The sequence below is a fragment of the Coprococcus sp. AF99-45 genome (assembly GCF_027663865.1).
Taxonomy (GTDB): domain Bacteria; phylum Bacillota; class Clostridia; order Lachnospirales; family Lachnospiraceae; genus Allocoprococcus; species Allocoprococcus comes.
In genome coordinates, this window is sequence record NZ_JAQDGZ010000027.1 from 1 (window position 1) to 25,803 (window position 25,803).

General features: G+C 42.9%; 24 protein-coding genes. 2 read left to right on the forward strand and 22 right to left on the reverse strand.

Annotated features, from left to right (window positions below; translation table 11 throughout):
* Positions 1–119: 119 nt before the first annotated feature.
* The 5 genes from PGR14_RS14230 to PGR14_RS14250 form a co-directional block, all read right to left on the reverse strand.
* On the reverse strand, positions 120–2,309 hold the full coding sequence (locus PGR14_RS14230) for a PTS transporter subunit IIABC (protein WP_055158214.1): 2,190 nt from the start codon (positions 2,307–2,309) through the stop codon (positions 120–122).
* Between the two features lie 237 nt (positions 2,310–2,546).
* Positions 2,547–3,932 (reverse strand): sodium-dependent transporter, encoded by a 1,386-nt coding sequence (locus PGR14_RS14235; protein WP_008368494.1) that lies wholly within the window; start codon positions 3,930–3,932, stop codon positions 2,547–2,549.
* 349 nt (positions 3,933–4,281) lie between these two features.
* Positions 4,282–5,025 carry an amino acid ABC transporter ATP-binding protein gene (locus PGR14_RS14240; protein WP_008368495.1) on the reverse strand — a complete coding sequence of 248 codons (744 nt, stop codon included), beginning with the start codon at positions 5,023–5,025 and terminating at the stop codon, positions 4,282–4,284.
* Positions 5,022–5,666, reverse strand: a complete 645-nt coding sequence (locus PGR14_RS14245; protein WP_008368496.1) for an amino acid ABC transporter permease — start codon at positions 5,664–5,666, stop codon at positions 5,022–5,024. The genes PGR14_RS14240 and PGR14_RS14245 overlap by 4 nt, the downstream gene beginning before the upstream one ends.
* Positions 5,667–5,712: 46 nt before the next feature.
* Complete coding sequence (locus PGR14_RS14250) at positions 5,713–6,345, reverse strand: transporter substrate-binding domain-containing protein (RefSeq protein WP_227084895.1); 633 nt, start codon at positions 6,343–6,345, stop codon at positions 5,713–5,715.
* 318 nt (positions 6,346–6,663) lie between these two features.
* Between PGR14_RS14250 and hydF the strand changes: the two genes are divergently transcribed.
* Complete coding sequence (gene hydF / locus PGR14_RS14255) at positions 6,664–7,911, forward strand: [FeFe] hydrogenase H-cluster maturation GTPase HydF (protein ID WP_008368499.1); 1,248 nt, start codon at positions 6,664–6,666, stop codon at positions 7,909–7,911.
* A 731-nt stretch (positions 7,912–8,642) separates the two neighbouring features.
* Here the strand turns inward: hydF and PGR14_RS14260 are convergent.
* The 15 genes from PGR14_RS14260 to PGR14_RS14330 all read right to left on the reverse strand — a co-directional run bounded on the left by PGR14_RS14260 (position 8,643) and on the right by PGR14_RS14330 (position 23,044).
* Positions 8,643–9,857 (reverse strand): LL-diaminopimelate aminotransferase, encoded by a 1,215-nt coding sequence (locus tag PGR14_RS14260; protein WP_008368500.1) that lies wholly within the window; start codon positions 9,855–9,857, stop codon positions 8,643–8,645.
* A 26-nt stretch (positions 9,858–9,883) separates the two neighbouring features.
* The gene (dapF, locus tag PGR14_RS14265) at positions 9,884–10,711 is read right to left on the reverse strand and encodes a diaminopimelate epimerase (protein ID WP_055158209.1); all 828 of its coding nucleotides are present in this window, start codon (positions 10,709–10,711) and stop codon (positions 9,884–9,886) included.
* A gap of 23 nt (positions 10,712–10,734) precedes the next feature.
* The gene (locus PGR14_RS14270; protein ID WP_008368502.1) at positions 10,735–11,280 is read right to left on the reverse strand and encodes an ANTAR domain-containing response regulator; all 546 of its coding nucleotides are present in this window, start codon (positions 11,278–11,280) and stop codon (positions 10,735–10,737) included.
* Between the two features lie 37 nt (positions 11,281–11,317).
* The gene (glnA, locus tag PGR14_RS14275; protein ID WP_055249375.1) at positions 11,318–12,649 is read right to left on the reverse strand and encodes a type I glutamate--ammonia ligase; all 1,332 of its coding nucleotides are present in this window, start codon (positions 12,647–12,649) and stop codon (positions 11,318–11,320) included.
* Positions 12,650–12,918: 269 nt separating this feature from the next.
* Complete coding sequence (gene pta / locus PGR14_RS14280; RefSeq protein WP_055297680.1) at positions 12,919–13,908, reverse strand: phosphate acetyltransferase; 990 nt, start codon at positions 13,906–13,908, stop codon at positions 12,919–12,921.
* 139 nt (positions 13,909–14,047) lie between these two features.
* A complete protein-coding gene (locus PGR14_RS14285; RefSeq protein WP_008368506.1) occupies positions 14,048–14,752 on the reverse strand; it encodes a TetR/AcrR family transcriptional regulator in 705 nt (234 codons plus the stop codon).
* Between the two features lie 204 nt (positions 14,753–14,956).
* Entirely contained in the window at positions 14,957–16,273 is a 1,317-nt protein-coding gene (locus PGR14_RS14290; protein WP_055158203.1) for a sensor histidine kinase, read from the reverse strand.
* The gene (locus tag PGR14_RS14295; RefSeq protein ID WP_008368508.1) at positions 16,263–16,943 is read right to left on the reverse strand and encodes a winged helix-turn-helix domain-containing protein; all 681 of its coding nucleotides are present in this window, start codon (positions 16,941–16,943) and stop codon (positions 16,263–16,265) included. The genes PGR14_RS14290 and PGR14_RS14295 overlap by 11 nt, the downstream gene beginning before the upstream one ends.
* A gap of 22 nt (positions 16,944–16,965) precedes the next feature.
* Positions 16,966–17,622, reverse strand: a complete 657-nt coding sequence (phoU, locus tag PGR14_RS14300) for a phosphate signaling complex protein PhoU (protein ID WP_055158201.1) — start codon at positions 17,620–17,622, stop codon at positions 16,966–16,968.
* A complete protein-coding gene (pstB, locus tag PGR14_RS14305; RefSeq protein ID WP_055297679.1) occupies positions 17,623–18,372 on the reverse strand; it encodes a phosphate ABC transporter ATP-binding protein PstB in 750 nt (249 codons plus the stop codon).
* A gap of 13 nt (positions 18,373–18,385) precedes the next feature.
* Positions 18,386–19,177: a phosphate ABC transporter permease PstA gene (gene pstA / locus PGR14_RS14310; RefSeq protein ID WP_416387036.1), complete on the reverse strand. Its 792-nt coding sequence runs from the start codon at positions 19,175–19,177 to the stop codon at positions 18,386–18,388.
* Between the two features lie 88 nt (positions 19,178–19,265).
* Positions 19,266–20,159 (reverse strand): phosphate ABC transporter permease subunit PstC, encoded by an 894-nt coding sequence (gene pstC / locus PGR14_RS14315; protein ID WP_055297678.1) that lies wholly within the window; start codon positions 20,157–20,159, stop codon positions 19,266–19,268.
* Between the two features lie 20 nt (positions 20,160–20,179).
* A complete protein-coding gene (locus tag PGR14_RS14320; RefSeq protein WP_055262081.1) occupies positions 20,180–21,109 on the reverse strand; it encodes a substrate-binding domain-containing protein in 930 nt (309 codons plus the stop codon).
* Positions 21,110–21,337: 228 nt separating this feature from the next.
* Positions 21,338–22,045, reverse strand: a complete 708-nt coding sequence (locus PGR14_RS14325; RefSeq protein ID WP_022220501.1) for a GTP pyrophosphokinase — start codon at positions 22,043–22,045, stop codon at positions 21,338–21,340.
* Between the two features lie 162 nt (positions 22,046–22,207).
* Positions 22,208–23,044, reverse strand: a complete 837-nt coding sequence (locus tag PGR14_RS14330) for a glucosaminidase domain-containing protein (protein ID WP_055297676.1) — start codon at positions 23,042–23,044, stop codon at positions 22,208–22,210.
* A gap of 221 nt (positions 23,045–23,265) precedes the next feature.
* Between PGR14_RS14330 and PGR14_RS14335 the strand changes: the two genes are divergently transcribed.
* Complete coding sequence (locus PGR14_RS14335; RefSeq protein WP_055158192.1) at positions 23,266–23,529, forward strand: hypothetical protein; 264 nt, start codon at positions 23,266–23,268, stop codon at positions 23,527–23,529.
* Here PGR14_RS14335 and PGR14_RS14340 read toward each other — a convergent pair.
* Both PGR14_RS14340 and PGR14_RS14345 read right to left on the reverse strand, forming a co-directional pair.
* Positions 23,485–23,715 (reverse strand): pyridoxal-phosphate dependent enzyme, encoded by a 231-nt coding sequence (locus PGR14_RS14340; RefSeq protein WP_082424300.1) that lies wholly within the window; start codon positions 23,713–23,715, stop codon positions 23,485–23,487. The two genes, PGR14_RS14335 and PGR14_RS14340, sit on opposite strands and share 45 nt — an antisense overlap.
* A gap of 64 nt (positions 23,716–23,779) precedes the next feature.
* Positions 23,780–25,795: a beta-galactosidase gene (locus PGR14_RS14345; RefSeq protein WP_055158188.1), complete on the reverse strand. Its 2,016-nt coding sequence runs from the start codon at positions 25,793–25,795 to the stop codon at positions 23,780–23,782.
* Between the last annotated feature and the right edge of the window lie 8 nt (positions 25,796–25,803).

Sequence of the window (25,803 nt, forward strand, 5' to 3'; positions counted from 1 at the left end):
ACATACTTAAATTCTTTCATGATAAATTCTCCTCGTCTTTTTCTTTCATTTTTAGTTTACTTTTTTTACAGCGTTTTGCTTGCCAAAGCAACGCCATTATTAAAACAGCTTTCGCTGTTCTATTCTACTGTATCTACGGCAAATAGTGGATCGCCAGCTTTAACTTCTCCCGTCGCAAGGAGACGTACTCTCTGATTCTCTTCCAGTTCTGTACAAAGTACCGGTGAACAAAGAGACGGTGCATGCGAAGTCAGGAATGGAATATCGATCTTCATAAGCGGATCCCCCTTCTTCACTTTCTGACCATTTTCTACAAATACTTCAAATCCTTCACCGTTCAGAGATACGGTATCAATACCGATGTGAAGCAGCATGCCAAGTCCGCTTTCTGTCTGGAACCCAAGTGCATGCTTTGTTTCAAATACGAAAAGCACTTCTCCATCTTCCGGTGCACAGATCACAGCATCTTCCGGTGTAACAACAGCTCCGTCACCCATCATTTTTCCTGCAAATCCTTCATCCGGACAGGTTGTAATATCGCCTGCCATACCGGTGATCGGACTAGATACAACAATTGTATTTACCACTTTTTCCTGGGTTTCATTATTTTCATTTACAGTATCTGTATTTTCTTCAGCTGAATTCTCTTCTGACACAGCAGCGCTCTCATAATATTCATCCGGAGCTGTTTCCAGATAATCTTCCAGTTTAGACTTAATCACAGTTACCTGTGGACCATAAATGATCTGGACACCCTGTCCCTTTTTCACGATTCCTCTGGAACCTGTTGTCTTGATGATCTCATCATTTACGCGGGCTGCGTCATGAACTGTGATACGAAGTCTTGTTGCACAACAATCCACATCACTGATATTTTTCTTTCCGCCAAGTCCCTGTGTGATTGCCTCACTTACCGGATCTGCGGTCCCTGTATTCCCTGCTGTTTCTTTTCCTGCTTCTTTTCTGGCATTTACATCTGCCTTTGTATATAATTTTGTCTCTGTATCATCATCTTCACGTCCCGGTGTCTTGAAGTTAAACTTTTTGATCAGGAAACTGAAGATAAAGTAATACAGGAAGAAATAAATAATTCCAACCGGAATGATCCGAAGCCAGCTTGTCTTTGCATTTCCCTGCAGGATACCGAAAAGGAACAGATCCAGAAAACCACCAGAGAAGGTAAGTCCTACTGCTATATTCAGGATATGCGCGATCATGTAAGCAGAACCTGCAAGCACTACCTGTACAGCAAAAAGTGCCGGTGCAACAAAAAGAAATGAGAATTCCAGTGGCTCTGTAATACCCGTCATCATGCAGGCAAGTGTTGCAGAAAGGAGAAGTCCTCCTGCCTGTTTTTTCTTTTCCGGTTTTGCACAGCGGTACATCGCAAGTGCCGCTCCCGGAAGTCCGAAGATCATAAAGATAAATTCACCTGAGAAATATCTGGTCGCATCTGCGCTGAAATGTGCGATATTTGCAGAATCAGCAAGCTGTGCAAAGAAGATGTTCTGTCCTCCCTGTACCATCTGTCCCGCAACTTCCATTGTTCCACCGACTGCTGTCTGCCAGAATGGCATGTAAAATACGTGATGAAGTCCGAACGGAATCAAAGCTCTCTTAATAATACCAAAAATCAGGGTTCCCAGATATCCGCTTCCGGTTACCAGTCCGCCAAGTGCATAAATTCCATTCTGTACAACCGGCCAGGCAAAATACATTCCAATCCCAACAAACATGTACACCAGTGTAGAAATGATCGGAACAAATCTGGACCCTCCGAAGAATGATAACGCATTTGGAAGAACGATTTTGTGAAAACGGTTATGCAGAGCAGCAACACCAAGTCCTACAATAATACCACCAAACACACCCATCTGTAAGGACTGGATTCCGCAAACAGAAGTGATGGTTCCTTCCAGTACATTCGAAGCGATCGTTCCATCTGCGGTAATCTCTCCTGTGATCACAAGCATTGCATTGATTGCAACATTCATAACAAAGAATGCGATCAATGCAGAAAGTGCCGCTACTTCTTTTTCTTTCTTTGCCATACCGATTGCAACTCCAACCGCGAAAATCAGTGGCAGGTTGTCAAATACAGCACTTCCTACTTTGTTCATGATAATGAGTAACGAATTCAGGATGGTTCCGTCTCCTAAAATTTTCTCCAGACCATAAGTCTGGATTGTGGTAGCATTGGTAAACGAGCTACCGAATCCCAGCAGCAGACCCGCTACCGGAAGAATCGCGATTGGAAGCATGAAGGATCTTCCTACTCGCTGCAATACGCCAAAAATTTTGTCTTTCATTGCATGTACTCCTTTTCCTCAAGAAATTTTAATTACCTGGCTTATGCCTATGATATTATTTTCTTTCGTGGAAGCCTTTTATCCGAATTTTTGACGCAAAAAAGGCACTAACCCCACACAAATATCAAAATAATATCTATGTATGGTTAATGCCTGCCGTACAGTTACACACCAAAATCTGTAACTTACAGTAATTTATTTTCCACTAAATGTCAAGCCTTTTCTGAAATTTTCTTTTTATAATCCTACGGACTGCACTAAAAGAATCAGAAGCATCAACGGTGCAATTACCTTGATCATTGCAACATAAAGCTTTTCTCTGCCAAACCTGTATCCGCCAAGTGTCACTTCATCGATGATCACTTTTGGTTTTACAACCCATCCGATCAGAATACAGGTAAGCAGTGCCACCATCGGCATCAGACAGTTATTGCTGATATAATCCATCACGTCCAGAATCTGCGCTACCGTGCCGTTCGGAAGTTTCAGTTCGAAATAAAGCTTGTTGTATCCAAGACATACGATCACACCAACGATCATTCCATATAAAGTAGTCAGGATCGTTCCTTTTTTTCTGGATACATGGAATTTATCCATCATGCTTGATACAATTGCCTCCATAACAGATACAGAAGAAGTAACCGCTGCAAAAGATACCATCAGAAAGAATACAATTCCTACCAACACTCCTGCTGCCCCCATTGCTTTAAATACTTTTGGCAGAGATACAAACATCAGTCCCGGTCCTGCAGACATTCCTTCGGTTCCCATAAAAGTATAAACAGCCGGAATGATCATAAGTCCTGCCAGAAGCGCTACAAGCGTATCAAAAAACTCAATCTGGTTGATCGACTTCATCAGATTGGTCTCTTTCTTCGCATAGGATCCGTAAGTAACCATAATTCCCATCGCCACGCTGATCGAGAAGAAAAGCTGTCCCAATGCATCCATCACAACCGAAAGGAAACTTTTAACCGTCATCCCTCTAAAATTCGGGATCAGGTAAATCGCCAGTCCCTGCATACCGGTTCTTGTCACTCCATCTGCATTTGTATGTTTCAGGGTAAGGGAAAATACAGAAATTCCCGCAATCAGTACAAACAGGATCGGCATCAGAATCTTACTGTATTTTTCAATTCCTTTATTTACTCCTTTATAAACAACCATTGCCGTAATAAACACATAGATCAGCATCCATATGATCGGCTGTCCGACCTGTGTAATATAGCCTGTAAAATATCCGTCTTCTGCTGCCTGCGCCCCATGACCTGTGAGAAATGCCGACAAATATTTGAGTACCCATCCACCAATCGAGCAATAATATGGAAGAATGATAACCGGTACTGCACATGCAAGCACACCGATTCCTCCCCATCCTTTATGCATCTGTTCATATGCAGTAAGCGGACTCTGTCCTGTCTTACGTCCGATCGCGATCTCTGTTGTCAGCAACGTAAACCCAAAGGTAAGTGCCAGTACCACATAGCACAGAATAAACACTCCGCCTCCACCTTTTGCTGCCAGATACGGGAATCTCCAGATGTTCCCCAGCCCGACTGCACTTCCCGCAGCCGCCAGCACGAATCCGATCGAGCCGGTAAAATTACTCCTCTTCTTTTCCATCTTTTCTACACTCCTTTTACAGTGGTGTCTCCATACACACCATCTCCAGCTTTTTAATAATATGATGTGAGTGTCAATAAGTATCAATTGCTTATTTGTGCGAGCACAAACGCAATTGATACTTTTGACACTTACATCATAATATAGAAATTATATTTTTCTATAAGCCAAAAACACCTCCGCCGTATGGCGAAGGTCCCTTCTTTAGCTTTCTTCTTATTTTAACAATCGGATATGGGAAAGTCAATGGAAGTATTTTACTCATTTTCTTGATCTTTTTTACACTGGGGCAGGCTCTCACCTGCCCCTTTATGAGTAGTATATCAATAATTTTTACAAAACGTCTTATTTATGCAGTTGCCGGAAGAACACGGGATAAGAATGACTGCGTCCTTCTCTCTCTTGGTGCTGTAAAAATTGCATCCGGTCTGCCTTCTTCAACAACATATCCGTCTGCCATAAAAATGACCCGATCTGCCACATCACGTGCAAAGCCCATTTCATGTGTTACAACGATCATCGTCATTCCTTCTTTCGCAAGAGATTTCATAACATCAAGTACATCTCCTACCAGTTCCGGGTCCAGCGCCGATGTCGGCTCATCAAACAACAACGCTTTCGGTTCCATTGCCAGTGCTCTTGCAATGGCAACTCTCTGCTGCTGTCCACCTGAAAGTGTACTCGGATATACATCCGCTTTATCCTTTAATCCTACCTTATCCAGAAGTTCCAGTGCTTTTGCATGCGCTTCTTCCTTATTCATGTGTTTGGTAAGGATTGGTGCCATCATAACATTCTGAACAACGGTCTTAAGCGGAAACAGATTGAATTTCTGGAAAACCATTCCGACTTCCTCACGGAATTTGCGGATGTCACAATTCTTATCGAGAAGATTCTTTCCCTCATACTGTACGGTTCCGCCTGTCGGTCTTTCAAGCTGATTGATGCATCTTAAGAAAGTACTCTTTCCCGATCCGGAAGGTCCGATGATACAGACCACTTCACCTTCATTGATATTAAGATTGATATCCTTTAATACCTCCAGGTTCCCAAATTTCTTCGACAAATGATTTACTTTAATCATACCAATCACCTCATTTTCCTTTCTATCTGTTTCTGGACAATTATCAGTACCGAAAGTATCACCAGATAAAACGCTGCCAGTGCTGTGTATGTAGGAATTGCTTTAAAGCTCAACGCTGCATACGCCTGTGCCTGATGCGTGATCTCATTAACCGCAATCGCAGATAAAAGTGCGGTATCCTTAACAGAAATGATAAACTGGTTAAATAATGCCGGAAGTGCCGCTTTAAATGCCGGTGGGATAACCAGATGGATCATCGTCTGTGCACTTGTAAGTCCAAGTGATGCACCTGCTTCTTTCTGTCCCGGATCAATGCTCATCAATGCACCTTTTACAATTTCTGAAATAAATGCACCGGAATTCAGTGCGATAACGCCAATTCCCACTGCAGTGCTTCCAATATCGACACCCAAAAGCTTCGGAATTACAAAATATCCGTATAAAGCCTGCACCATAAGCGGTGTCGCACGAATGATCCAAATGTAAACTTCTGCAATTGCTTTCCCTATTTTATATTTCGACTGAAGCAGGTATCCACAGAGGCTTCCGATCAGGAAGCCAATTGTGATACCGACAACAGCAATTAAAATCGTAAGTTTTAATCCCTCAAACATCATTGGAAGTAAAACATTCAAAAAAGTCATATCCATATACTATCTCATCCTATCTTCTTTTTAGTTGCTGTCTGTTCTTTGATTATTCACACCATTTCGCATAGAGTTCATCTGTTGTGCCATTATCAATCAGTACCTTTACAGCTGCATTGATTTCATCATAATATTTGCATTCTTTAGAAATTGCTACGCAATACGGTGCCTGGCCCTGATTAAACTCATCCCCGACTACCTCCAGGTTGCTGTCCGATGTTGTCTTAATATAGAAATATGCTCCAGGTCCATCCTGAATAACAGCATCTACTTTTCCCTGCTCCAAAGATTCATATGCAGTTGTGATCGTGTCATGTACTTCGAGAGTTGCACTTGTAAGGTTCTTGCTTGCATAAGTATGAGATGCGGTTCCCTTTTCAACGGCTATTTTTTTATCCTTCAGATCATCAACACTCTTAATTCCTTTATCGTCATTTTTATTTACCATAACGACCTGACCGGAATCACAATAGATATCACTGAAGTCCATAACTTCTTTTCTTTCATCTGTTGCACAAAGTGCTGCTGCTCCGATGTCCAGTTTATTTTCAGCAAGTGAAGTAGTAAGTGCCGAATAATCCATTGCCTGGAGGCCACCATCGATTTCGAATCCCAGAAGCTCCTGCAGATCATTTAACAGATCAACATCATATCCGATCAGCGTCTTTCCGTCCGCAGACACTCTCTCGTTCCCGGGATTGTTTGAGAAATTACTTTGCACTTCTGATTACTTTCTTTTCTGAAATACAAAAAGGATGCCGCATCTGATGCGACATCCTTGTCTGTTCTGTTCTTTATGAACTTGTGATTATTTTACCGTACTTTCACACTTTAGTCAATGAAACTTTTATCCAAAATTGCCAGTTTTATATGTTTCTTTTAAGTAAATTTTCACAAAATTGATTTTCTATAGTATATGTGATACACTATTTTCAGATCCAAACTGACTGCAAAGGAATTCCTGCGCAAAAAGAATACAAAAAAGGAGATTACAAAAAATATGAGTCTTAACAGCACCCCTTCTGCAGATCGTGTACATATCGGTATCTTCGGTCGCAGAAATGCCGGAAAATCCAGCATCATCAACGCTATCACCGGACAGAATCTTGCCATTGTATCTGATGTTCTCGGAACAACTACCGATCCGGTTCCAAAGGCAATGGAACTTCTTCCCCTCGGACCTGTCGTGATCATTGACACCCCGGGGCTTGACGACATCGGAGAACTCGGTGAACTGCGTGTCAAAAAAGCCTACCAGATTTTAAACAAAACAGATATCGCTGTTCTGGTAATCGATGCCTCTCTTGGCATGACACCAGAAGATTTATCCATCTTAAAGAAAATACAGGATAAGAAGATCCCTTACGTTGTGGTAAAAAATAAATCTGACCTCTGCTCTTCTGCTGAAAATGGCGCAGTCTGTCCGAATCTGGATTCTATGTCGGATGCTTCTTTTCATATAGATGCTTCCAACAGTATCGAAGTCAGCACAGTAACCGGATACCATGTTCATGAATTAAAAGAACTGATTGCAAGCCAGGCTCCGGAAGAAGATCAGGATAAATATCTCGTCCGCGATCTTTTAAATCCAAATGATTTTGTCGTTCTGGTCGTCCCGATCGACTCTGCCGCCCCAAAAGGACGTCTGATCCTCCCGCAGCAGCAGACCATCCGCGATGTACTGGAGGCTGGTGCAATCTCTATTGTAACCCGTGACACAGAATTGAAGGAAACACTTTCGTCTCTTGGCAAAAAGCCACGCCTTGTCATCACCGACAGCCAGGCATTTGCCAAAGTGTCTGCCGATACACCGGAAGATATTCCACTGACCTCTTTTTCCATCCTGCTTTCCAGATACAAAGGAAATCTGAAGCTTCAGGTCGAAGGCGCACAGATGCTGGACAAGTTGGAAGATGGTGACAAAATCCTCGTCTGTGAAGGCTGCACCCACCACAGGCAATGTGATGACATTGGAACAGTGAAGCTTCCTCGCTGGATCCGCCAGCATACCGGAAATAAAGACCTGCACTTTGAATTCACAAGCGGGACCGAATTCCCGGTAGATCTCTCACCTTATAAACTCATTATTCACTGTGGTGGCTGCACCCTGAACGAACGCGAAATGCAGTATCGCCTCAAATGCGCCGAAGATCAGGGCGTACCGATCACGAACTACGGAACCGCTATTGCTCACCTGAAAGGGGTATTGGAGCGGAGTCTCATACCGGTTAGAGGAAGTTTGGAATAAGGTTACGGGCGAAGCAAGGACGAGGTGACGGTTTCACGCCGGTCTTCATCGCCTGCATTCTGTAAAATTTAATCGGGACGGAAGTTGCGACACCGGACTGATTCGCTGGAAAATCTGATGATTTTCCGGCTCAGGCAGTCCTCAGATTCCGTACTTGTAGTACGAAATCTGGTCACAATTTCCGTCCCGATTAAATGAACAGACTGCACGGCTCTTACGAATGGCGTGAAACCGTCACCTCGTCCCCACTTCACCCTTACGTTATTCAAAGCTTCCGCATTGGCGCATCATAGCTGCGCCTCGCTGTGGATGGAAGGATTGTTTGTTCAGAATTGAAATTAATTCTTATTGTGTTTACTTTTATTCTGGCTTATATGTTATGAGTGATTTTGTTTTGGTATAGACACACATAACGGTTGACTAAAGCTTAAAGCCAGGTATCATTTTAAATTGGCTGCAGCGCCCAGGGCGTCGGATCACGGTGTGGATTTGGCGGTATATGGCGGCGTGTTACAGCCTGTTAATGAAAAAAAGAGAAAAGTGTGATCGGATTTCGTACCCCAAGTACGAAATTCCGAAGACTCCTGAGATGGAAAATCATCAGATTTTCCGTCGAATGAGTCTGGTATCACACTTTTCTCTTTCTTTTCATGTTACAGGCTGTTCACGCCAGAGTCCACCGCCAAATCCACACCGTGATCCGACGCCCGTCCCTGCAGCCAAATTTTCAATTAAATATTCTCAATTCTCTTGATCGCTTCCAACGTATTCTCGTAACTTCCAAATGCTGTCAGGCGGAAGTATCCTTCCCCGCTCGGTCCAAATCCTGATCCCGGAGTTCCAACTACATTTGCTTTTTCAAGAAGGAAATCAAAGAATTCCCATGAAGTCATGTTATCCGGCGTCTTTAACCATACATATGGTGAGTTCACTGCTCCGGATACCGTGTATCCGGCATTCTTCAGACCTTCATAAATCGTTCTTGCATTCTTCTGATAGTATGCGATCTGCTCTTTGATCTGTGCTTTTCCGGCCTCTGTATAAACAGCAGCTCCGGCTTTCTGTACAATATAAGGTGCTCCATTGTATTTTGTTCCGTGACGTCTTGCCCACAGCGAATGAAGCATCACATCTCCACACTTAAGGTCTTTCGGAATGATTGTTGCGCCAAGACGTACTCCTGTAAATCCGGCATTCTTAGAAAAACTTCTAAGTTCGATCGCACAGGTTCTTGCTCCTTCACATTCAAAAATACTGTGTGGTACATCTTCCTCTGTGATATATGCTTCATATGCAGCATCATAAATGATCACTGCCCCGTTTTTATTTGCATAATCTACCCATTTCTGGAGTTCATCTTTTGTGATAGCCGCTCCGGTCGGATTGTTCGGGAAGCATAAATAGATCATATCCGGTACTTCTTTTGGCAGTTCCGGTACAAATCCATTTTCTGCTGTACAAGGCATGTAGATTACATTGCTCCATGTTTCTGTCTTTGGATCGTAAGTTCCGGTACGTCCTGCCATTACGTTTGTATCCACATATACAGGATATACCGGGTCTCCTACTGCGATTCTGCAGTCAGGTCCAAAGATCTCCTGGATATTTCCAGAATCACTCTTTGCTCCGTCTGAAATAAAGATCTCATCTGCAGCAATATCACATCCTCTTGCCTGGAAATCATTCTTTGCGATCGCGCTTCTTAAGAATTCATATCCAAGATCCGGTGCATATCCGTGGAATGTCTCTGCGTGTGCCATCTCATCAACTGCACTGTGAAGCGCTTCGATGATCGCAGGTGCAAGCGGCTGTGTTACATCACCGATTCCCAAACGGATGATCGGTGCATCCGGATTCGCTGCTGAGAACGCTGCAACTTTTTTGGCAATATTGGAAAACAGATAGCTTCCCGGTAACTTTAAGTAGTTTTCATTTACACTGTACATATGTCGTCTCCTTTGTGATTTGATCTTTATAGTACACCATCAAATACTTTAACCGCAGGTCCCTCCAAAAATACATGATTCACCTTACGGTCCCATCTGACAGATAACTCTCCACCTAATAATTTAACGATTACTTCCTCATCTGTCAAGTCATTCAGCACAGAAGCCACAACTGCTGCACATGCTCCGGTTCCGCAGGCAAGCGTTTCACCAACACCCCTCTCCCACACACGGATCTCCATCCGGTCCCTCGCAGTCACATGACAAAACTCGATATTTGCCCTCTCCGGAAATCTCGGATGAAATTCTAACTCCCTTCCTGTCTCTTCCAGAGAAATCCCGTTTATCTCTTCTGAAAAGATTACCGCATGCGGATTTCCCATCGAAATCCCGGTCATGCGGTAGTTCTTCTTCTGTACCTCAATCGGATCATTGATCACCAGATCCTTTTCACTCAGGATTGGAATGCTGTGTGCGTTCAGTCTTGGAACACCCATATCTACCATAGCACCGCAGGCTTTCCCATCCTGAATATGAAGGTGCATGTTACGAATTCCGGATTTCGTCTCGATACTGAGAGTTTCCTTTCCGGTAAGTCTGTAATCATATACATATTTTCCAAGGCATCGGATGCCATTGCCGCACATCCCGGCAACAGATCCATCCGAATTGTATATCTCCATTTTAAAATCAGACACCTTTGACGGACATATCAGAATCAGACCATCCGCTCCGATCCCGTAATGCCTGTCACAAAGTGTTCTTGCAAATCCAGATGGATCTTCCACCCTTTCTCTGAAGCAGTTTATACACACATAATCATTTCCAAGACCATGCATTTTTGTAAAGATCATATATCCTGCCTCTTTAATCTCCTTTATTCCGCCATAATACTAAGTACCATCTGAGCTGTCTCCACCATATTGACACCGCTCTCCATACTACATTTCTGCAGATAGCGATGCGCTTCTTCCTCCGTCATATTATTACGTTCCATCAGAAGACTCTTTGCCTCTTTTACAAGTGCCTGCTGCTCCGGATTCCGGTTCTTAAGCTCTGCTCTTCTTTTCTTTCTCCGCCTGCCAATCGATTGTGCCATCATCTCGATCGTGTTCATCAGATCAAATACCTTAAATGGCATCGACAGGCTGATCACTCCCGGCGTCCTGTCACTGCATTTCTCCGGCGATGCGATCAAAAGCATCTCAATCGTACTCGGCAGATAATCTCTCAATTCATTATATAACATATCTGTCATTTTATAACCACAAACTACAATTCCATCATCCAGATTATCTGCCAATTGAACCGCCTGTGCTCCGGTTACCCCCACACCAATCACGTCAAATCCATTTCGTACCAGTATATTGCGAATATTGGTTGCAATCTCCTTTTTTGGAAATACAACAATAATACTGCTCATAATACCAGCCTCCTGCCTTTAGAATTGGAAAGTTTCTTTAGAATTTCTGTAAGTACTCATTAATTTCCCATTCTGTAACCTGAGTGCGGTATTCTCTGTATTCTGCACGCTTTGACTCGATCAGCTTCTGTGACAGTTCTTCTCCCAGTACTTCCTGCATAAACTGATCTTTCTGGAATTCTGTGATTGCTTCTCTTAAGCTTGCCGGAAGCTCCTCAATTCCAAGTGCATTTTTCACCACATCTGTCATTTCGTAAATATTTTCATCTACACTCTCCGGCGGCAGGATCTTGTTTTTAATTCCTTCCATTCCGGCAGCCAGACATACGGCAAGTGCCAGATATGGATTTGCTGCCCCATCCGGACTTCTGAGTTCGACTCTTGTGCTTTCCCCTGATACCCGTGGAATACGGATCAGAGGAGTCCGGTTATTCGCTGACCAGGCAATATATACCGGTGCCTCATATCCGGGAACCAGTCTCTTATAGGAATTCACGATCGGATTTGTGATAAAGCTGATCGCTTTGATATGTTTCATAAGTCCGCCGATAAAATAGTAAGCCTCCTTGCTCAGACCATTCGGATCTTTTTCATCTGCAAAAACATTCTTTCCATCTCTTGACAGAGACATATTCAGATGCATTCCTGAGCCATGGATACCATCCTTTGGCTTTGGCATAAATGTAGCATGAAGCCCGTGTCTTTTTGCGATTGTTTTGGTAACGAGCTTAAATGTCATGATATTGTCTGCTGCATCCAACGCCTCTGTATATTCCAGATCGATCTCATGCTGTGCCGGTGCCATCTCGTGATGAGATGCCTCCACACCGTACCCCATATCTTCCATTGTAAGAACAATATCACGTCTTGCATTCTCTCCCTGGTCCAAAGGTCCCAGATCAAAATATCCTGCACGTTCATTGGAAATCGTCGTCGGATTTCCCGCATCATCCGTCTCAAACAGGAAAAATTCGCATTCCGGTCCTACGTTAAAGTCATATCCCATCTCTTTTGTCTCGGAAAGTACCTTCTTAAGAACATGTCTCGGATCGCTTTCGTAAGCTGTTCCATCCGGTCTGTAAATATCGCAGATAAATCTTGCAACCTTTCCCTGCTGCGGTCGCCACGGAAAAATTTCAAATGTATTCAGATCCGGGTGCAGATACATATCCGATTCTTCGATTCTGGCAAATCCTTCTATCGAAGATCCATCAAACATACATTTATTATCCAGTGCTCTCTTAAGCTGGCTTACTGTAATCGCTACATTCTTCATTGTTCCGAAAATATCGGTGAACTGCAGCCTGATAAATCCCACGTCTTCTTCCTCGACAAGATTCAGGATATCTTCTCTCGTATAATTTTTCATATTCATACAAATCCTCCCGTTTTTACTACTCATAAATAAAATGATGATACCAGGGGCAAAAGGTCAGAAAGCCGATGCAAGCTTGCTTGCAAGAGGATTTTTTACCTTTTCCAACATCAGGTGATGTGCATTCGCCAAATGCAGATCCGTTGTGCAAGCACAAATCTGCACTTGGCTCATCGTATCCACAAAAAGGGCGTTCTCAATCCATTTTGAAAACGCCCTTGTTTGTTATATTATAATTTTCGTCTGAATATTTGTCAATACTCTTAGTCTTCTACGAGTGCTGCTGTGATGATTGCCATAGAATAAACTTCTTCTGCATTGCATCCACGTGACAGGTCGTTGATCGGTGCATTAAGACCAAGAAGGATCGGTCCGTATGCATCAAAGTTACCAAGTCTCTGTGCGATCTTATATCCGATGTTACCTGCGTTGATATCCGGGAAGATAAATGTATTTGCCTGACCTGCTACTTCACTGTTCGGGCATTTTGTTCTTGCAACACGCGGAGATACAGCTGCATCAAACTGAAGCTCTCCTTCGATCGGAAGTGAAGGATACAGTTCTTTTGCTTTTGCCGCTGCATTACGCATCTTATCTACATCTTCACCCTTTCCAGATCCAAGTGTAGAGTAGCTTAAGAATGCAACCTTTGGATCGATACCAAAGTGTTTACCACATTCTGCAACTTCCCATGCGATTTCTGCAAGCTGATCCTCTGTTGGTTTGAGATTAATCGCGCAGTCACCCATAGCAAGAACTTCGTTCTCACCTGTAGCTGACGGACGAACCAAAATGAAGCAGGAAGATACACAGCTTGATCCCGGTTTGGTCTTGATCAGCTGAAGTGCCGGACGTACGGTATCTGCTGTAGAGTAAGTAGCTCCTCCAAGAAGTGCGTCTGCAACTCCCATCTTAACCAGCATGGTTCCAAAATAGTTGTTTCTCTTAAGTGTCTTTGCTGCCTGCTCCGGTGTAACACCTTTGCTCTTACGAAGTTCGCAGAACAGTTCTACCATCTCGTCAAATCTCTCATAATCATCCGGATCAATGATCTCTCCGCCACGGATGTTGTATCCATACTTTTCAGCTGCTTCTAATACTGCTTCTTTATTGCCAACAAGAATTGGTGTAAGGAAGCTTCCTGCTAAAAGACGGGAAGCTGCCTCAAGAATTCTCTCATCTGTTCCTTCTGTAAAAACGATCGTTTTTGGATTTTTCTTCAGCTCTTGAATCATCATGCCGAAGCCTTTCATATTGTCCATTAAATTGCCTCCTTATTTCGTGTGTTCGATACTTTCACATATACTTTACCACGTTTTTTTTGGATTGCAATCTAATTAAATTTTTAACAAGGATTGTATTTAAAAATAACCAAAAACCGGCGTTTTTTCCTTATTTACGGTATCCTTTATAGCCTTTCAGATTGTTGGCAAGAGCCATAACGATCGTATCTACATCATCTACCATCAGTTTTACACGTTCCGGAATCTGCTCTTCCTCTATCCCGTTTTCATATACATCTTTGAAATAGCCTTCAAAGAGCATGCACACCATCCGGTTTAATTTTACTGCATTGTCATATGTAATACCACCAACATTGATACACCGCTTGCACATCTCAAAATCACGTGCCAGAAAGCTTGGTGTCTGAAGCATATTGTAGAAAAAGCGGTTAACATTTACAATATCTTCCGGAAACATTTCATAATATTCCCGCATTGCTTCTTTGAGTTTTACATTGTTATACTCAAAAAATAACAGATTATATGCTTCCGGATTATGAAATGCCTCCGTTGCATAACAATCCCACACACCTACATATACCTGCCACATATTCTTCCAGGATTTCTCAGCCTCATTCAGCCTGTCTATGTAACCGGTTAAAATTCTGAGTTCTGCATAGTATAAAAGTTCAGACACATTATCAAAGTACCTGTACAGACTTGCTGATGAGCACCCCATCTCCTTGGCAATCCTGCGGATAGATACTGCCTGAATCCCTTCTTGCTGAATGATCTCATGTGCTTTCTGGATATAATCCCTTCTGGATAATCCTTTAAAATAATTGCTGCTCGTACTCTGCTTCTGTTCTTCCATAGTTGCCTCTCATTTTCCATGTGAATCTCTACACAGATTGTATCCGGCACTCTTCCATACCGAATTCAACCATTTTTTAATTTTAGTCATATTACTCTTTATTATACATGATTCTGTTTTTGATATAAAATAGAAAAAAGCTATAATATTTCATAGCTTTTTTCTATACATTATACATTTAATTTCCCAATTGTAAACAGTTTTTTAACAATGAAAAATAAGCTCCATTTTTGTACCTTTTCCTTCTTCACTTTCCACATGGATTTCTGCGTTATGCAAAAGTGCTCCATGCTTTACAATTGAAAGACCCAGACCTGTTCCACCGGTCTCTCTGGAATGGCTCTTATCCACCCGGTAAAAACGCTCAAAAATACGATCCTGATGCTCTTTTGGGATTCCGATTCCGGTATCCTGGACAATGACTTTTTTCCCATTCAGTGTATTTCCAACCCAGATATTTACTTTTCCATTTTCTTTATTGTATTTGATCGCATTTTCACAGATGTTGTAGATCATCTCATCCAGGATCTGACGGATTCCAAAACATTCCACATGTTCTCCTACCACTTCAACCTGTATTCTGCGTTTTTCTGCCTGAAGTGCCAGACGGCTCACAATCTCCCTTGTCATCTGATACAGATCCACATTCTCTTTTTCAAGCTCCACACTGCCCTCATCCAGCTTTGACAGCTTGATAATATCACCGACCAGGGTGATCATCCTGCTTGCCTCTTTATAGATCCGTTCACTGAATCCCTGCATATCTTCCGATTTTACAAGACCGTTCATCATAATTTCTGCATATCCCGAAATCGAGGTCAGAGGAGTCTTCAGCTCATGGGAAACATTTGCAGAGAATTCTCTCCTCATCTGTTCAATTGCTGCTTTTTCTTTATTCTGCCTGTCAATTCTTTCAAGCAGCGGATGCAACTCTTCATATACATCATTTTCCAGTGGTTCTTCCAGATCCAGATTATTAATCGGTGCAATCAGTCTTTTCACCTGATGCCTTGTCATAAACCATGCAACACATGCCATCATGACCCCGATCGCAATCATATACGGTAAGATCATAAATGCTGTATTCCAGACCGTATCCATGCCTCTTGACACACGCAGGACAGAGCTATCATCCATCTTCAACGCATAATAGTACATCTCCTGTCCTTTGCTGTCTGACATACGGATATCCTGCCCACTGCCATTTGCCAATGCCTCTTTGAATTCTTTTCTTGATTTGTGGTTTGCCAGCGTTTCCTGATCATTTCCGGTATCATAAAGTACTTTTCCGTCTTTATCGATCCATGTTACCCTGGTGCGCTTACTGACCTTATCCATGGTGCCAAAATATTCTTCTCCGGATATTTCTATTGCCGCCCGGATATATCCTGCCTCCTGAACCAGTTCACTGCGCCGGATATCCAGCGCCTGCCGGTAAATAACCAGAGTAACCAGAATATACGAGATCAGTAGTGACATCGTAACCACAAAAATCATACTTTTCTGGATTCTATTTCGCATCGATCTCTCCTATACGGTATCCAACTCCACGGACAGTCTCAATATATTCTCCTGCCTGTCCCAGCTTCTGGCGCAGGGTTCTTACATGGACATCTACCGTTCTGGTCTCACCGTCAAAATCATATCCCCAGATTTCTTCCAGTAATTTATCTCTTGTCAGAACAATATTCTGATTCTCCATAAGTTTTCTCAACAGCTCATATTCTTTCAATGTTAATGCTACCGGTTCTCCCGCTACCGTTACTTCATGCTTTTTACGGTCCATGCGGATCTCACCCAGCACATAGGTATCATCCTCTTCTTTTTTCGATGTCCGTCTGAGTACTGCACGGATTCTGGATACCAGTTCCATCATTCCAAATGGTTTGGTCACATAATCATCTGCTCCCGCATCCAGTCCCATGACCTTGTCATATTCTGCACCCTTTGCCGTAACCATGATGACCGGAATATCTTTGGTTCTCCCGGAAGTCTTCAGCTTCTTCAGGATCTCCATTCCATCTTCTCCAGGGAGCATGATATCAAGCAAAATCAGCTCTGGCAGTTCCTCTGCCAGAGCTTCAAAGAATGATGTGCCTTCTTCAAATCCACGGGCCTCAAATCCCGTAGTCTCAAGTGTATATACTACTAATTCCCGGATGTTCGCTTCATCCTCCACACAAAAAATCATTCTCGTTCTCCTTTAATTTCTTTTAGATTGCAGTTCCGCCTGCATGAATACCTGTAATTGAAAATTCAACCCACTCTGCAATATTTGTTGCATGATCTCCGATCCTCTCCAGATATTTTGCGATCATGATCAGGTCGATCGCCTCATCTCCGGCACTTCCTTTGTGATCGGAAATAAATTTTATCAGATCTCCTTTTACCAGATCAAAAAGATCATCTACCTCATCATCTGCATCCATGACTTTTCTTGCAAGCTCCAGATCTTTCTGTACATAGGCAGATACACTGTCTCTTACCATCTTTACAGTCGCCTCTGCCATCCGGTTAATATCCTTCAGATTCTTTTCCTCTGTTGATTTTGTTGCGATCACAATATCTGCAATATCCGCAGTCTGATCTCCGATACGTTCCATATCCGTGATCATCTTAAGTGATGCCGAGATCCTTCGCAGATCCCGCGCTACCGGCTGTTGCTGAAGCAAAAGCTTCAGGCAGAGATTTTCAATTTCTTTTTCCATCTGATCGATCTCGCTGTCTGCTGTAATGACAGCCTTTGCTCTGGCAATATCATGTCCTTCCAGAGCTCCTGTTGCTTCCTCGATTGCCGTCTCGCAAAGTTCTCCCATATGGATAAGCATCTCATTAAGTTCTTCCAGCTGTCTGTCAAATCTGTTCCGCATTTAACCAAACCTCCCTGTAATATAATCTTCTGTCCTCTTATCGGACGGAATCGAGAATAATTTTTCAGTATCATTATATTCTACAACTTCTCCAAGAAGGAAAAATGCGGTATTGTCCGACACTCGGACTGCCTGCTGCATATTATGTGTTACCATAACGATAGTATAATCTTTTTTCAGTTCCATCGCAAGGTCTTCTATCTTGGATGTTGAGATCGGATCCAGTGCGGAAGTCGGTTCATCCATCAGAAGTACTTCCGGTTCTACTGCAAGTGCACGTGCAATGCAAAGTCTCTGCTGCTGTCCACCGGACATGCCAAGTGCACTCTTTTTCAGACGGTCCTTACACTCGTCCCAGATAGCTGCATTACGCAGTGATTTTTCTACAATATCATCCAGTTTTGCCTTTGAACGGATTCCATGCGTTCTCGGTCCATAAGCAATATTATCATAAATGCTCATCGGGAATGGATTTGGTTTCTGGAATACCATTCCGACTCTTTTTCTCAGGACATTTACGTCCATTCCTTTAAAAATATTCTGTCCGTCCAGAAGGACTTCGCCGTCAATCCTGCATCCTTCTACCAGATCATTCATACGGTTGATCGACTTGAGAAGTGTGGATTTACCACAACCACTCGGTCCGATGAACGCGGTGATCTTATTTGGCTCGATCTCAAGGTTAATGTTTTTCAGCGCCTTGAAATCGCCATAATATAAATCAAGATTTTTTACACTTATCTTTGACATTTTCTTTTCCTCTCTATGCTTTCGTCAGTTTCTTCGCAACCACACCGGAAAGGGTGTTGATCGCAACAACCAGTACAAGCAAAATAACAGCTGTCGCATACGCCTGGTTCATATACAGCCCTTCGCTTGACAGCATATACATATGGATTGCCAGTGTCCGACCGGAACCAAGTACATTCTTTGGCACCTGTGCAACCGTTCCTGCTGTATAAATCAGTGCTGCCGTCTCTCCTACGATACGTCCAATGGCAAGGATCACACCTGCAAGGATTCCAGGAACTGCCGATGGAAGCACGATACGGAATACGGTACGGAGCTTTCCGGCTCCAAGTCCAAAGCTTCCTTCTCTGTAAGAATCCGGAACTGCTTTAAGTGCTTCTTCTGTCTGGCGCATGATCAGCGGAAGAATCATGATCGATAAAGTAAATGCACCTGCCAGAACGGAAAATCCCCATTTCAGCGTATTTACAAAGAACAGCATACCAAACAGACCATATACGATAGACGGAATGCCCGAAAGAGTCTCCGTCGTCAGGCGGATCACTTCGATAAATTTATTCCCCTTTCCTGCGTATTCCACAAGAAAGATTGCTGAAAAAATGCCAAATGGTACTGCGATCAAAAGCGAAAGCAGTGTCATAACAACCGTATTGATCAATGCCGGTATAACAGATGCATTGTCCGATGTATAATGTAATGAAAATAATGACGGTTTAATGTACGGAATTCCATTGATCAAAATATAAAAAATCAGGAACAGGAGCAATGCAAACGTGATAAATGTCGCAAGCATCACAAGAAACATCAAAATCATGGATCCCGGATGTCTCAGATAGCTTTTTATCTTATCTGTAAAATTTTCCCGGTTGATATAAACAGGTTTTTTCGTCTGATCACTCATGTTCACCCCTCCTCTTAAGCAGCGCAACACTAAAATTGATGATCAGGATAAATACAAAAAGTACAACTCCTGTGGCAATCAGCGCTTCCCTGTGAAGTCCGGTCGCATATCCCATCTCAATTACAATATTACCAGTCAGAGTACGGACACCGAGCAGAATATTATTGACCAGTCTAGGCTGGTTTCCTGCGATCATAATAACTGCCATGGTCTCACCGATCGCACGTCCGATTCCAAGTACGATTCCTGTGATCACACCGGACTTTGCCGCCGGAATCACAACTTTAAAAATACTTCTTTCCTGGGTTGCTCCAAGTGCCAGCGAGCCTTCATAGTACTGTGGTGGCACTGCACGCATTGCACTTTCTGTTGTCCCGATGATCGTTGGAAGGATCATCATACCAAGTACAATTGATGTAGTCAGGATTCCTTTTCCATCGCCGGATTTCTGAACCAGTCCCATCATTTTTAAAGTTCTTCCGAAGTCCCTGATGATCGGAACAACGATCACCATACCGAAGAAGCCATATACAACCGAAGGAATACCTGCCAGCAGTTCAGTTGCTGCTTTTAACGGTCTGTAAATTTTCTTCGGGCAATACATAGCCATAAATACCGAAGTCAGAATTCCGATCGGCACACCAAATATAATTGCTCCTGCCGTCACATAGATACTTCCGATGATCATCGGAAAAATACCAAAAAGTTCATTTCCCGGACGCCAGATATCACCGGTTATAAATTTTACAAATCCTATCTGTCTGATTGCAGGGATTCCATTTGCAAACAAGAAGATGCAAATGAGAGCTACCGCCAGCACCGAAGTGCAGGCGGCAATGAAGAACACTCCCTGCATGACTTTTTCAGTCCATGCTTTTGATTTCATTCTTTAATTTCCTCTTTTATTTATTTGGAAACTTCATCCCATGTTGTAACATCCCCAACATAGATTGATTTTACCTGATCTGCTGAAAGCTCATCTGCCGTGTTAGCTTTATTTACGATCACTGCAATACCATCTGTTGCGATTACTGTTGCTTCAAGTTCTGAAGCTTCGTCATCTTTCAGTTCTCTGGATGCCATACCGATATCATAGCTTCCTTCGATCGTAGATGTCATACCTGTTGTAGAATCTGAAGTCTGAAGCTCAATGTCTGCATTTGGGTTTACTTTCTTATATGCTTCAATCAGTTTTTCCATCAGCGGTGATACAGAAGAAGATCCACCTACTACACATTTTCCAGATGGTTTTGATCCTGCATAAGCTTCTACATCCGATACCGGAATGTATTTTTCATTTGATACGATTTCCTGTCCTTCTGTACTCATAATATATGCCATAAAATCTTTTGCAACTTCATTATCAAGATCTTTCTTTACTGCAATATTGAAAGGTCTTGACACTTTGTAAGAACCATTTTCGATATTGTCTGCTGTGGCTTCTGCTCCGTCAATCTTCAGAGCCTTTACGCTGTCATTTAAAGATCCGAGTGATACATAACCGATTGCATATTCGTCACCTGCTACAGTTGTAAGCATTACCGATGTATTATTTGTAATCTGCGCATCTGTTGTTGTCATATCTACTTTCGTTCCGTCTGACTGTTTTTCTTCTATTCCGAACAGCTCAATGAAAGCTCCTCTTGTACCGGATCCATCTTCACGGGATACAATTGTAATATCATTTGATGTATCAAAATCACTTCCGCCATCTGCGCTGCTGTTATTCGTACTGCCCTCTGCGCTCTTGTCAGATGATGATCCTCCGCATCCAACTGCCATTGTTGCTGCCATTGCTGCTACAAGTGCTACTGCCATTAATTTTCTGAATTTCATAATACTAAAATCCTCCGTTTTATGTGTTTTTATTTTTTCTTTTCTTCACGGTCTCTATCATATAAAATGGTTGTAAAATCTGAAATCCTGGCTGTGTAAAGTTTTTGTTAAATATGATTTTTTTCTGTTCGGTGTCAAAAAAGCAGGAGCAGTCAGTTAACGTTGAGTATACTCCTCAACAATCAATTGACTGCTCCTGCTTTCTTATAATTACTTTCTTGTGTTTCTTTATCGGATCATAGGATTCTCAATGATCTCCGCATCCACTTCTTCTGTTTTCTCCGGAACCGGCTTCTCACCGCCTTCTTTCAGACATTCCAGAATTGCTTCATTCAGTGACAGCATCTTGTCATCCAGTGCCGATACCATATCCGCACATTCCTTTAGTTCCCGGCTGATATACTCCGGTGCCTGTCCTTCAAACTTGTAATAAATCTTATGCTCCAGACTCGCCCAGAAATCCATCGCAATTGTCCTGATCTGGATCTCGACCTTCGTATCCACCACACTGTCCGACAGAAAGATCGGAACGGACACCAGCATGTGGTAGCTCTTGTATCCACTTTCCTTCGGATTCTTGATATAGTCTTTGATCGACAGAACCTTTAAGTCGCTCTGATTCCCGATCATCTCCGCAAGCCGGTAAATATCGGATGTAAACGAACAGATCAGACGGACTCCTGCGATATCATTGACATAGCGTACCATGTTCTCAATACTTGTCTCATATCCGTACCGCTTCAGCTTTTTCACAATACTTTCTGCTGATTTGATCCTGGTCTTGATATGCTCGATCGGATTATATCTGTGTACATGTTGAAATTCATCGTTCAGTATCTCCAGCTTCGTCCCTACTTCTTTCAATGCGGAATTGTAAAGAAACATGACGGTCTTCCAGCTGTCTACGTCATCGTAATACTTCATTGCTGACTGCATGTAATCTCCCCTTTTTATGTATACTTCCCTCCGGAATCTATCTCCCTTTTTCGTCCCGAAAGTAAAATCAGTATACCATTTTTTCTCTTTGAAATCTATACAGCCCGGGCAAGCTTCATAGTATTTTAATAAATTAGATAATCTCAATCTGACACATTTCTTTTATTTTCGCATTGCATGAATCATTTCTACAATGTCGTATCCATAACGTTCACCCGTTGCCCAGCCATACCCTTCCGGATTCTCTTTCTGCCCCAGCCACTCTACATACGGTGCGCTCCCCTTTGTCACGCAAGAGTAACGGTCATCTACACATTCCCCGGCAAGTGCTTCGTCTGTCGCATAAGCTTTCAGATGCTGGATCTGTGCCCGGATCCCGGTTCTGACATCCGGGTAGGAATTCCCCGGTACGCCTCCTCCCGTCGTCCCGATCCCGGCAAAATTATACTGGGTGATCTGCATATCCCCACCATACTGCAGCCAGCCTGTCTCCTTCATCGCCTGTGCAAATGCAACCTCCGGACGGACGCCTTCTGCCGTGGCTTCTTCATAATACATCTGTGCAAATGTCTCAATATCCGGTGCACCTCCCTGCGTCAAAACTTCTGCCGGATAAGTGCTTCCATACGCTTTAAAATAATTTACCAATTGCCAGGCGCGGATACTGCTGATCCCCATCACCGGATACTGTCCCGGCTGGATGGATGCCTCGATAGCTTCTGCCTCGGCAATTGCTTTTGCTTCGGTGCCCGATACCTGCCTCTGTTCTGTCATCTTAGTTTTTACTGTGCTGTCCTGTTTTGCTGATCCCGTGCTGTCGTTTTCGCTTTTCTCTGCCTTCTTCTGTTTTGCATTTTTTTCTGATTCTTCTATATAAGTTCTGTCGTTTCCATTTGCATTCCCAGCTTTTGACTTACCATATATCATACCAATCGATACAACTATCATACAGATTCCCAATATAACCCGGATTATAGTTTCTCGTTTTATTCTAGACATTTTTCTAATTCCCTGTCTTTTTTCTCTATTCTATTCCATGTTATTGAGAATGATTCTCTTTCTTTCATAAACTTTAGTATCAATATAGCACATCATATCATAGAATAAAATCTGTCTCCTTTACTTTCTCCCCTAAATCCGCTATACTGAAAATCACTTGATACAAAAACATTCTTTGCCTGACCGGCATTTTTCATATTTATTATAAGGAGGATTTTACCATGTTCCGCTTATGGGGAAAAGAATTTAAAGACAATCATATGATCAAAGATACCACCATCTGTGATGACAGTGACGATACAAGAACCCACAAGATTTTCAATGCTCTGGATGAGATCTGCTATGAATTTGATCTCAGCAAACCGATCTGGCTGGATGTGAATATCAACGAATTCAAGCGGCATTCCAAAGCTAGATTCTATCAGGACAGTTTCGTGGATTCAATTGATTTTGATTTTCTGGAAATCCAGGTGATTGAAGAATAGAAGAAGATTCTTCCCTGCATTTTCAGCTCTCTTTGCCACCTTGATCGCTGCCCAGAGCGCTGCTCCTGATGAAATTCCAACCGAAATTCCTTCTGTCTTTGCAGAAAGTCTTGCCGTCTCATAGGCATCCTCATCCGTCACAGTAATAATTTCATTAAATAATTCCCGCCTAACCCAAAGAAGCAGGAATCCCTGACAGCCTTACACCTGTCTGAAATTCCTGCTTCCTTTTATTTTCAATCTTAAATTTTTATTCCACTACAATCTTCACACCAAACTTCGGAAGTTTTTCTCCTTTTCCTACTGCATTCCCACTTAGCAGATCTGTTTTGCCTGCAAATTCTTCCGGAATTTCCAGCTCTTCATCCCTGAAGTTCATCACAAAATAGAAGCTCTTTCCTTCTCTGTTACGTTTCACGATCTCCAGACCGTTTCCAGCTCCTGCAACCGGTTCTGCTCCTGCATCCTCTACTGCCATGGAAAGAATCTTCGCAATTCCATCTTCTTCCATACAGGTTCCGATGTAATACAGTTTTCCTTTTCCATAACTATGTCTGGTCACTGCCGGCATGCCTGCGTAGAAATCTTCCGTATATTCGCCAAGAGACTCCGCTCCCTCCAGATGCATCAGATCACATACGATCTTACATTTGCTCCGGCTTCCGTCTTTGAACGTCACGATGTTATGCTGTTCCGGTGCAAGGGCATCGATTTCTTCCACCCAGACACCAGCCATCTCTTTTAACGGTCCCGGATATCCGCCAAGGTATACATTATCTGACTCTCCAACAATACCACTCATATAGGTTGTCACAAGAATACCGCCATTTTTCACATACTCTTCCAGTGCTTCTTTCATTCCCGGTTTTACCATATAAAGAACCGGTGCAACCACCATCTTATATTTTGAGAAATCCGCATCCACCGGAATCATACTGGTGCCAATATTTTTTTCATAGAAATAACGGTAATAGCGGTGGATCTGGTCCACATATTTGAGACTGATCGACGGGCCGCTTGTGTATTCCAAAGCCCAGTAATTATCCCAGTCAAAGATCACTCCAACTTCTGCTTCATTTACAGATCCCGGGATCAGGTCACTTAATCTTTCCAGTTCTTCACCAAGCTGCTTCACCTCGCGGAAGACTCTTGTATTTTCCGTTCCTGCATGTGCAATGACAGCACCGTGGAACTTCTCACATCCTCCCACACTGCGACGGAGCTGGAAAAACTGGATCGTATCTGCTCCGTGTGCCATGGTCTGATAGCTCTGTGCACGCATCTGTCCCGGACGCTTGAGTGAGTTATACGGCTGCCAGTTCTGCTGGCTTGGAGTCTGCTCCATCAGCATAAATGGTTTATCCTTAAGTCCACGCATCAGATCATGCTTCATGGCCACCATACTCCACGGCGTGTTATAAGATGGATAATTATCCCACGAAATAACATCTATTTCTTTCGCCCATTTGAAATAATCCAGTCCTTTAAAGGTTCCCATCATATTGGTAGTGATCGGTGTCTCTTTATCAAACTTACGGATCGCTTCTTTTTCCATCTTGAAGTTATTCAGCATTCCGTCTGAATTAAACCGGCAGTAATCAATGGAAAGACCTGCAAAAGCCGTCATATGCGGTTCTGCTGCATCTTCGATCCCATCGCCAAGTGCATCTGGTAGTACCACTTCGTCCCAGTCATAAATGGTATGTCCCCAGAATTCGGTATTCCATGCTTTGTTCAGTTCATCCAGAGTCTGATACTTCCCGCGCAGCCATACGCGGAACGCTTTTTCACAGTTTTCACAATAACATTCTCCACCGTATTCATTGCTGATATGCCAGCAGGTCACATGCGGATTGTCCCCGTAACGCTCAGCAAGTTTGCCTGCAAGACGGGATGCAAACTTCTGAAACACCGGAGAATTCGGGCATGCATTGTGGCGCTGACCAAATTTGTGATGTCTTCCCTCGTAATCCGTTCTCGCTACTTCCGGATATCTTTTTACCATCCATGCCGGAAGCGCGCCTGTTGAAGTTGCAAGCACGATATCATAGTTCTCCCGGCTCAGCATATCAATGATCTCATCCAGTTCTGTAAAATTATAGATTTCTTCTGAAGGCTGGATCTTCGCCCACGAAAATACATTGATCGTAGCACTGTTGATCCGGGCATCTTTGAAAATGCGCATATCTTCTTTCCAGACCTCTTTTCCCCACTGGTTCGGGTTATAATCTCCGCCGTATAAAATTCTCTTAAATGGTCGTTTCATAATATCTC

Excerpts from the sequence above, each read along its gene's own strand:
- PGR14_RS14230 (WP_055158214.1), bottom strand. The coding sequence starts at position 2,309 with ATGAAAGACAAAATTTTTGGCGTATTGCAGCGAGTAGGAAGATCCTTC.
- PGR14_RS14235 (WP_008368494.1), bottom strand. The coding sequence starts at position 3,932 with ATGGAAAAGAAGAGGAGTAATTTTACCGGCTCGATCGGATTCGTGCTG.
- PGR14_RS14245 (WP_008368496.1), bottom strand. The coding sequence starts at position 5,666 with ATGGATATGACTTTTTTGAATGTTTTACTTCCAATGATGTTTGAGGGA.
- hydF (WP_008368499.1), top strand. The coding sequence starts at position 6,664 with ATGAGTCTTAACAGCACCCCTTCTGCAGATCGTGTACATATCGGTATC.
- PGR14_RS14260 (WP_008368500.1), bottom strand. The coding sequence starts at position 9,857 with ATGTACAGTGTAAATGAAAACTACTTAAAGTTACCGGGAAGCTATCTG.
- dapF (WP_055158209.1), bottom strand. The coding sequence starts at position 10,711 with ATGATCTTTACAAAAATGCATGGTCTTGGAAATGATTATGTGTGTATA.
- PGR14_RS14270 (WP_008368502.1), bottom strand. The coding sequence starts at position 11,280 with ATGAGCAGTATTATTGTTGTATTTCCAAAAAAGGAGATTGCAACCAAT.
- glnA (WP_055249375.1), bottom strand. The coding sequence starts at position 12,649 with ATGAAAAATTATACGAGAGAAGATATCCTGAATCTTGTCGAGGAAGAA.
- pta (WP_055297680.1), bottom strand. The coding sequence starts at position 13,908 with ATGAAAGGCTTCGGCATGATGATTCAAGAGCTGAAGAAAAATCCAAAA.
- PGR14_RS14285 (WP_008368506.1), bottom strand. The coding sequence starts at position 14,752 with ATGGAAGAACAGAAGCAGAGTACGAGCAGCAATTATTTTAAAGGATTA.
- PGR14_RS14290 (WP_055158203.1), bottom strand. The coding sequence starts at position 16,273 with ATGCGAAATAGAATCCAGAAAAGTATGATTTTTGTGGTTACGATGTCA.
- PGR14_RS14295 (WP_008368508.1), bottom strand. The coding sequence starts at position 16,943 with ATGATTTTTTGTGTGGAGGATGAAGCGAACATCCGGGAATTAGTAGTA.
- phoU (WP_055158201.1), bottom strand. The coding sequence starts at position 17,622 with ATGCGGAACAGATTTGACAGACAGCTGGAAGAACTTAATGAGATGCTT.
- pstB (WP_055297679.1), bottom strand. The coding sequence starts at position 18,372 with ATGTCAAAGATAAGTGTAAAAAATCTTGATTTATATTATGGCGATTTC.
- pstA (WP_416387036.1), bottom strand. The coding sequence starts at position 19,177 with ATGTTTCTTGTGATGCTTGCGACATTTATCACGTTTGCATTGCTCCTG.
- pstC (WP_055297678.1), bottom strand. The coding sequence starts at position 20,159 with ATGAAATCAAAAGCATGGACTGAAAAAGTCATGCAGGGAGTGTTCTTC.
- PGR14_RS14320 (WP_055262081.1), bottom strand. The coding sequence starts at position 21,109 with ATGAAATTCAGAAAATTAATGGCAGTAGCACTTGTAGCAGCAATGGCA.
- PGR14_RS14325 (WP_022220501.1), bottom strand. The coding sequence starts at position 22,045 with ATGCAGTCAGCAATGAAGTATTACGATGACGTAGACAGCTGGAAGACC.
- PGR14_RS14330 (WP_055297676.1), bottom strand. The coding sequence starts at position 23,044 with ATGTCTAGAATAAAACGAGAAACTATAATCCGGGTTATATTGGGAATC.
- PGR14_RS14335 (WP_055158192.1), top strand. The coding sequence starts at position 23,266 with ATGTTCCGCTTATGGGGAAAAGAATTTAAAGACAATCATATGATCAAA.
- PGR14_RS14345 (WP_055158188.1), bottom strand. The coding sequence starts at position 25,795 with ATGAAACGACCATTTAAGAGAATTTTATACGGCGGAGATTATAACCCG.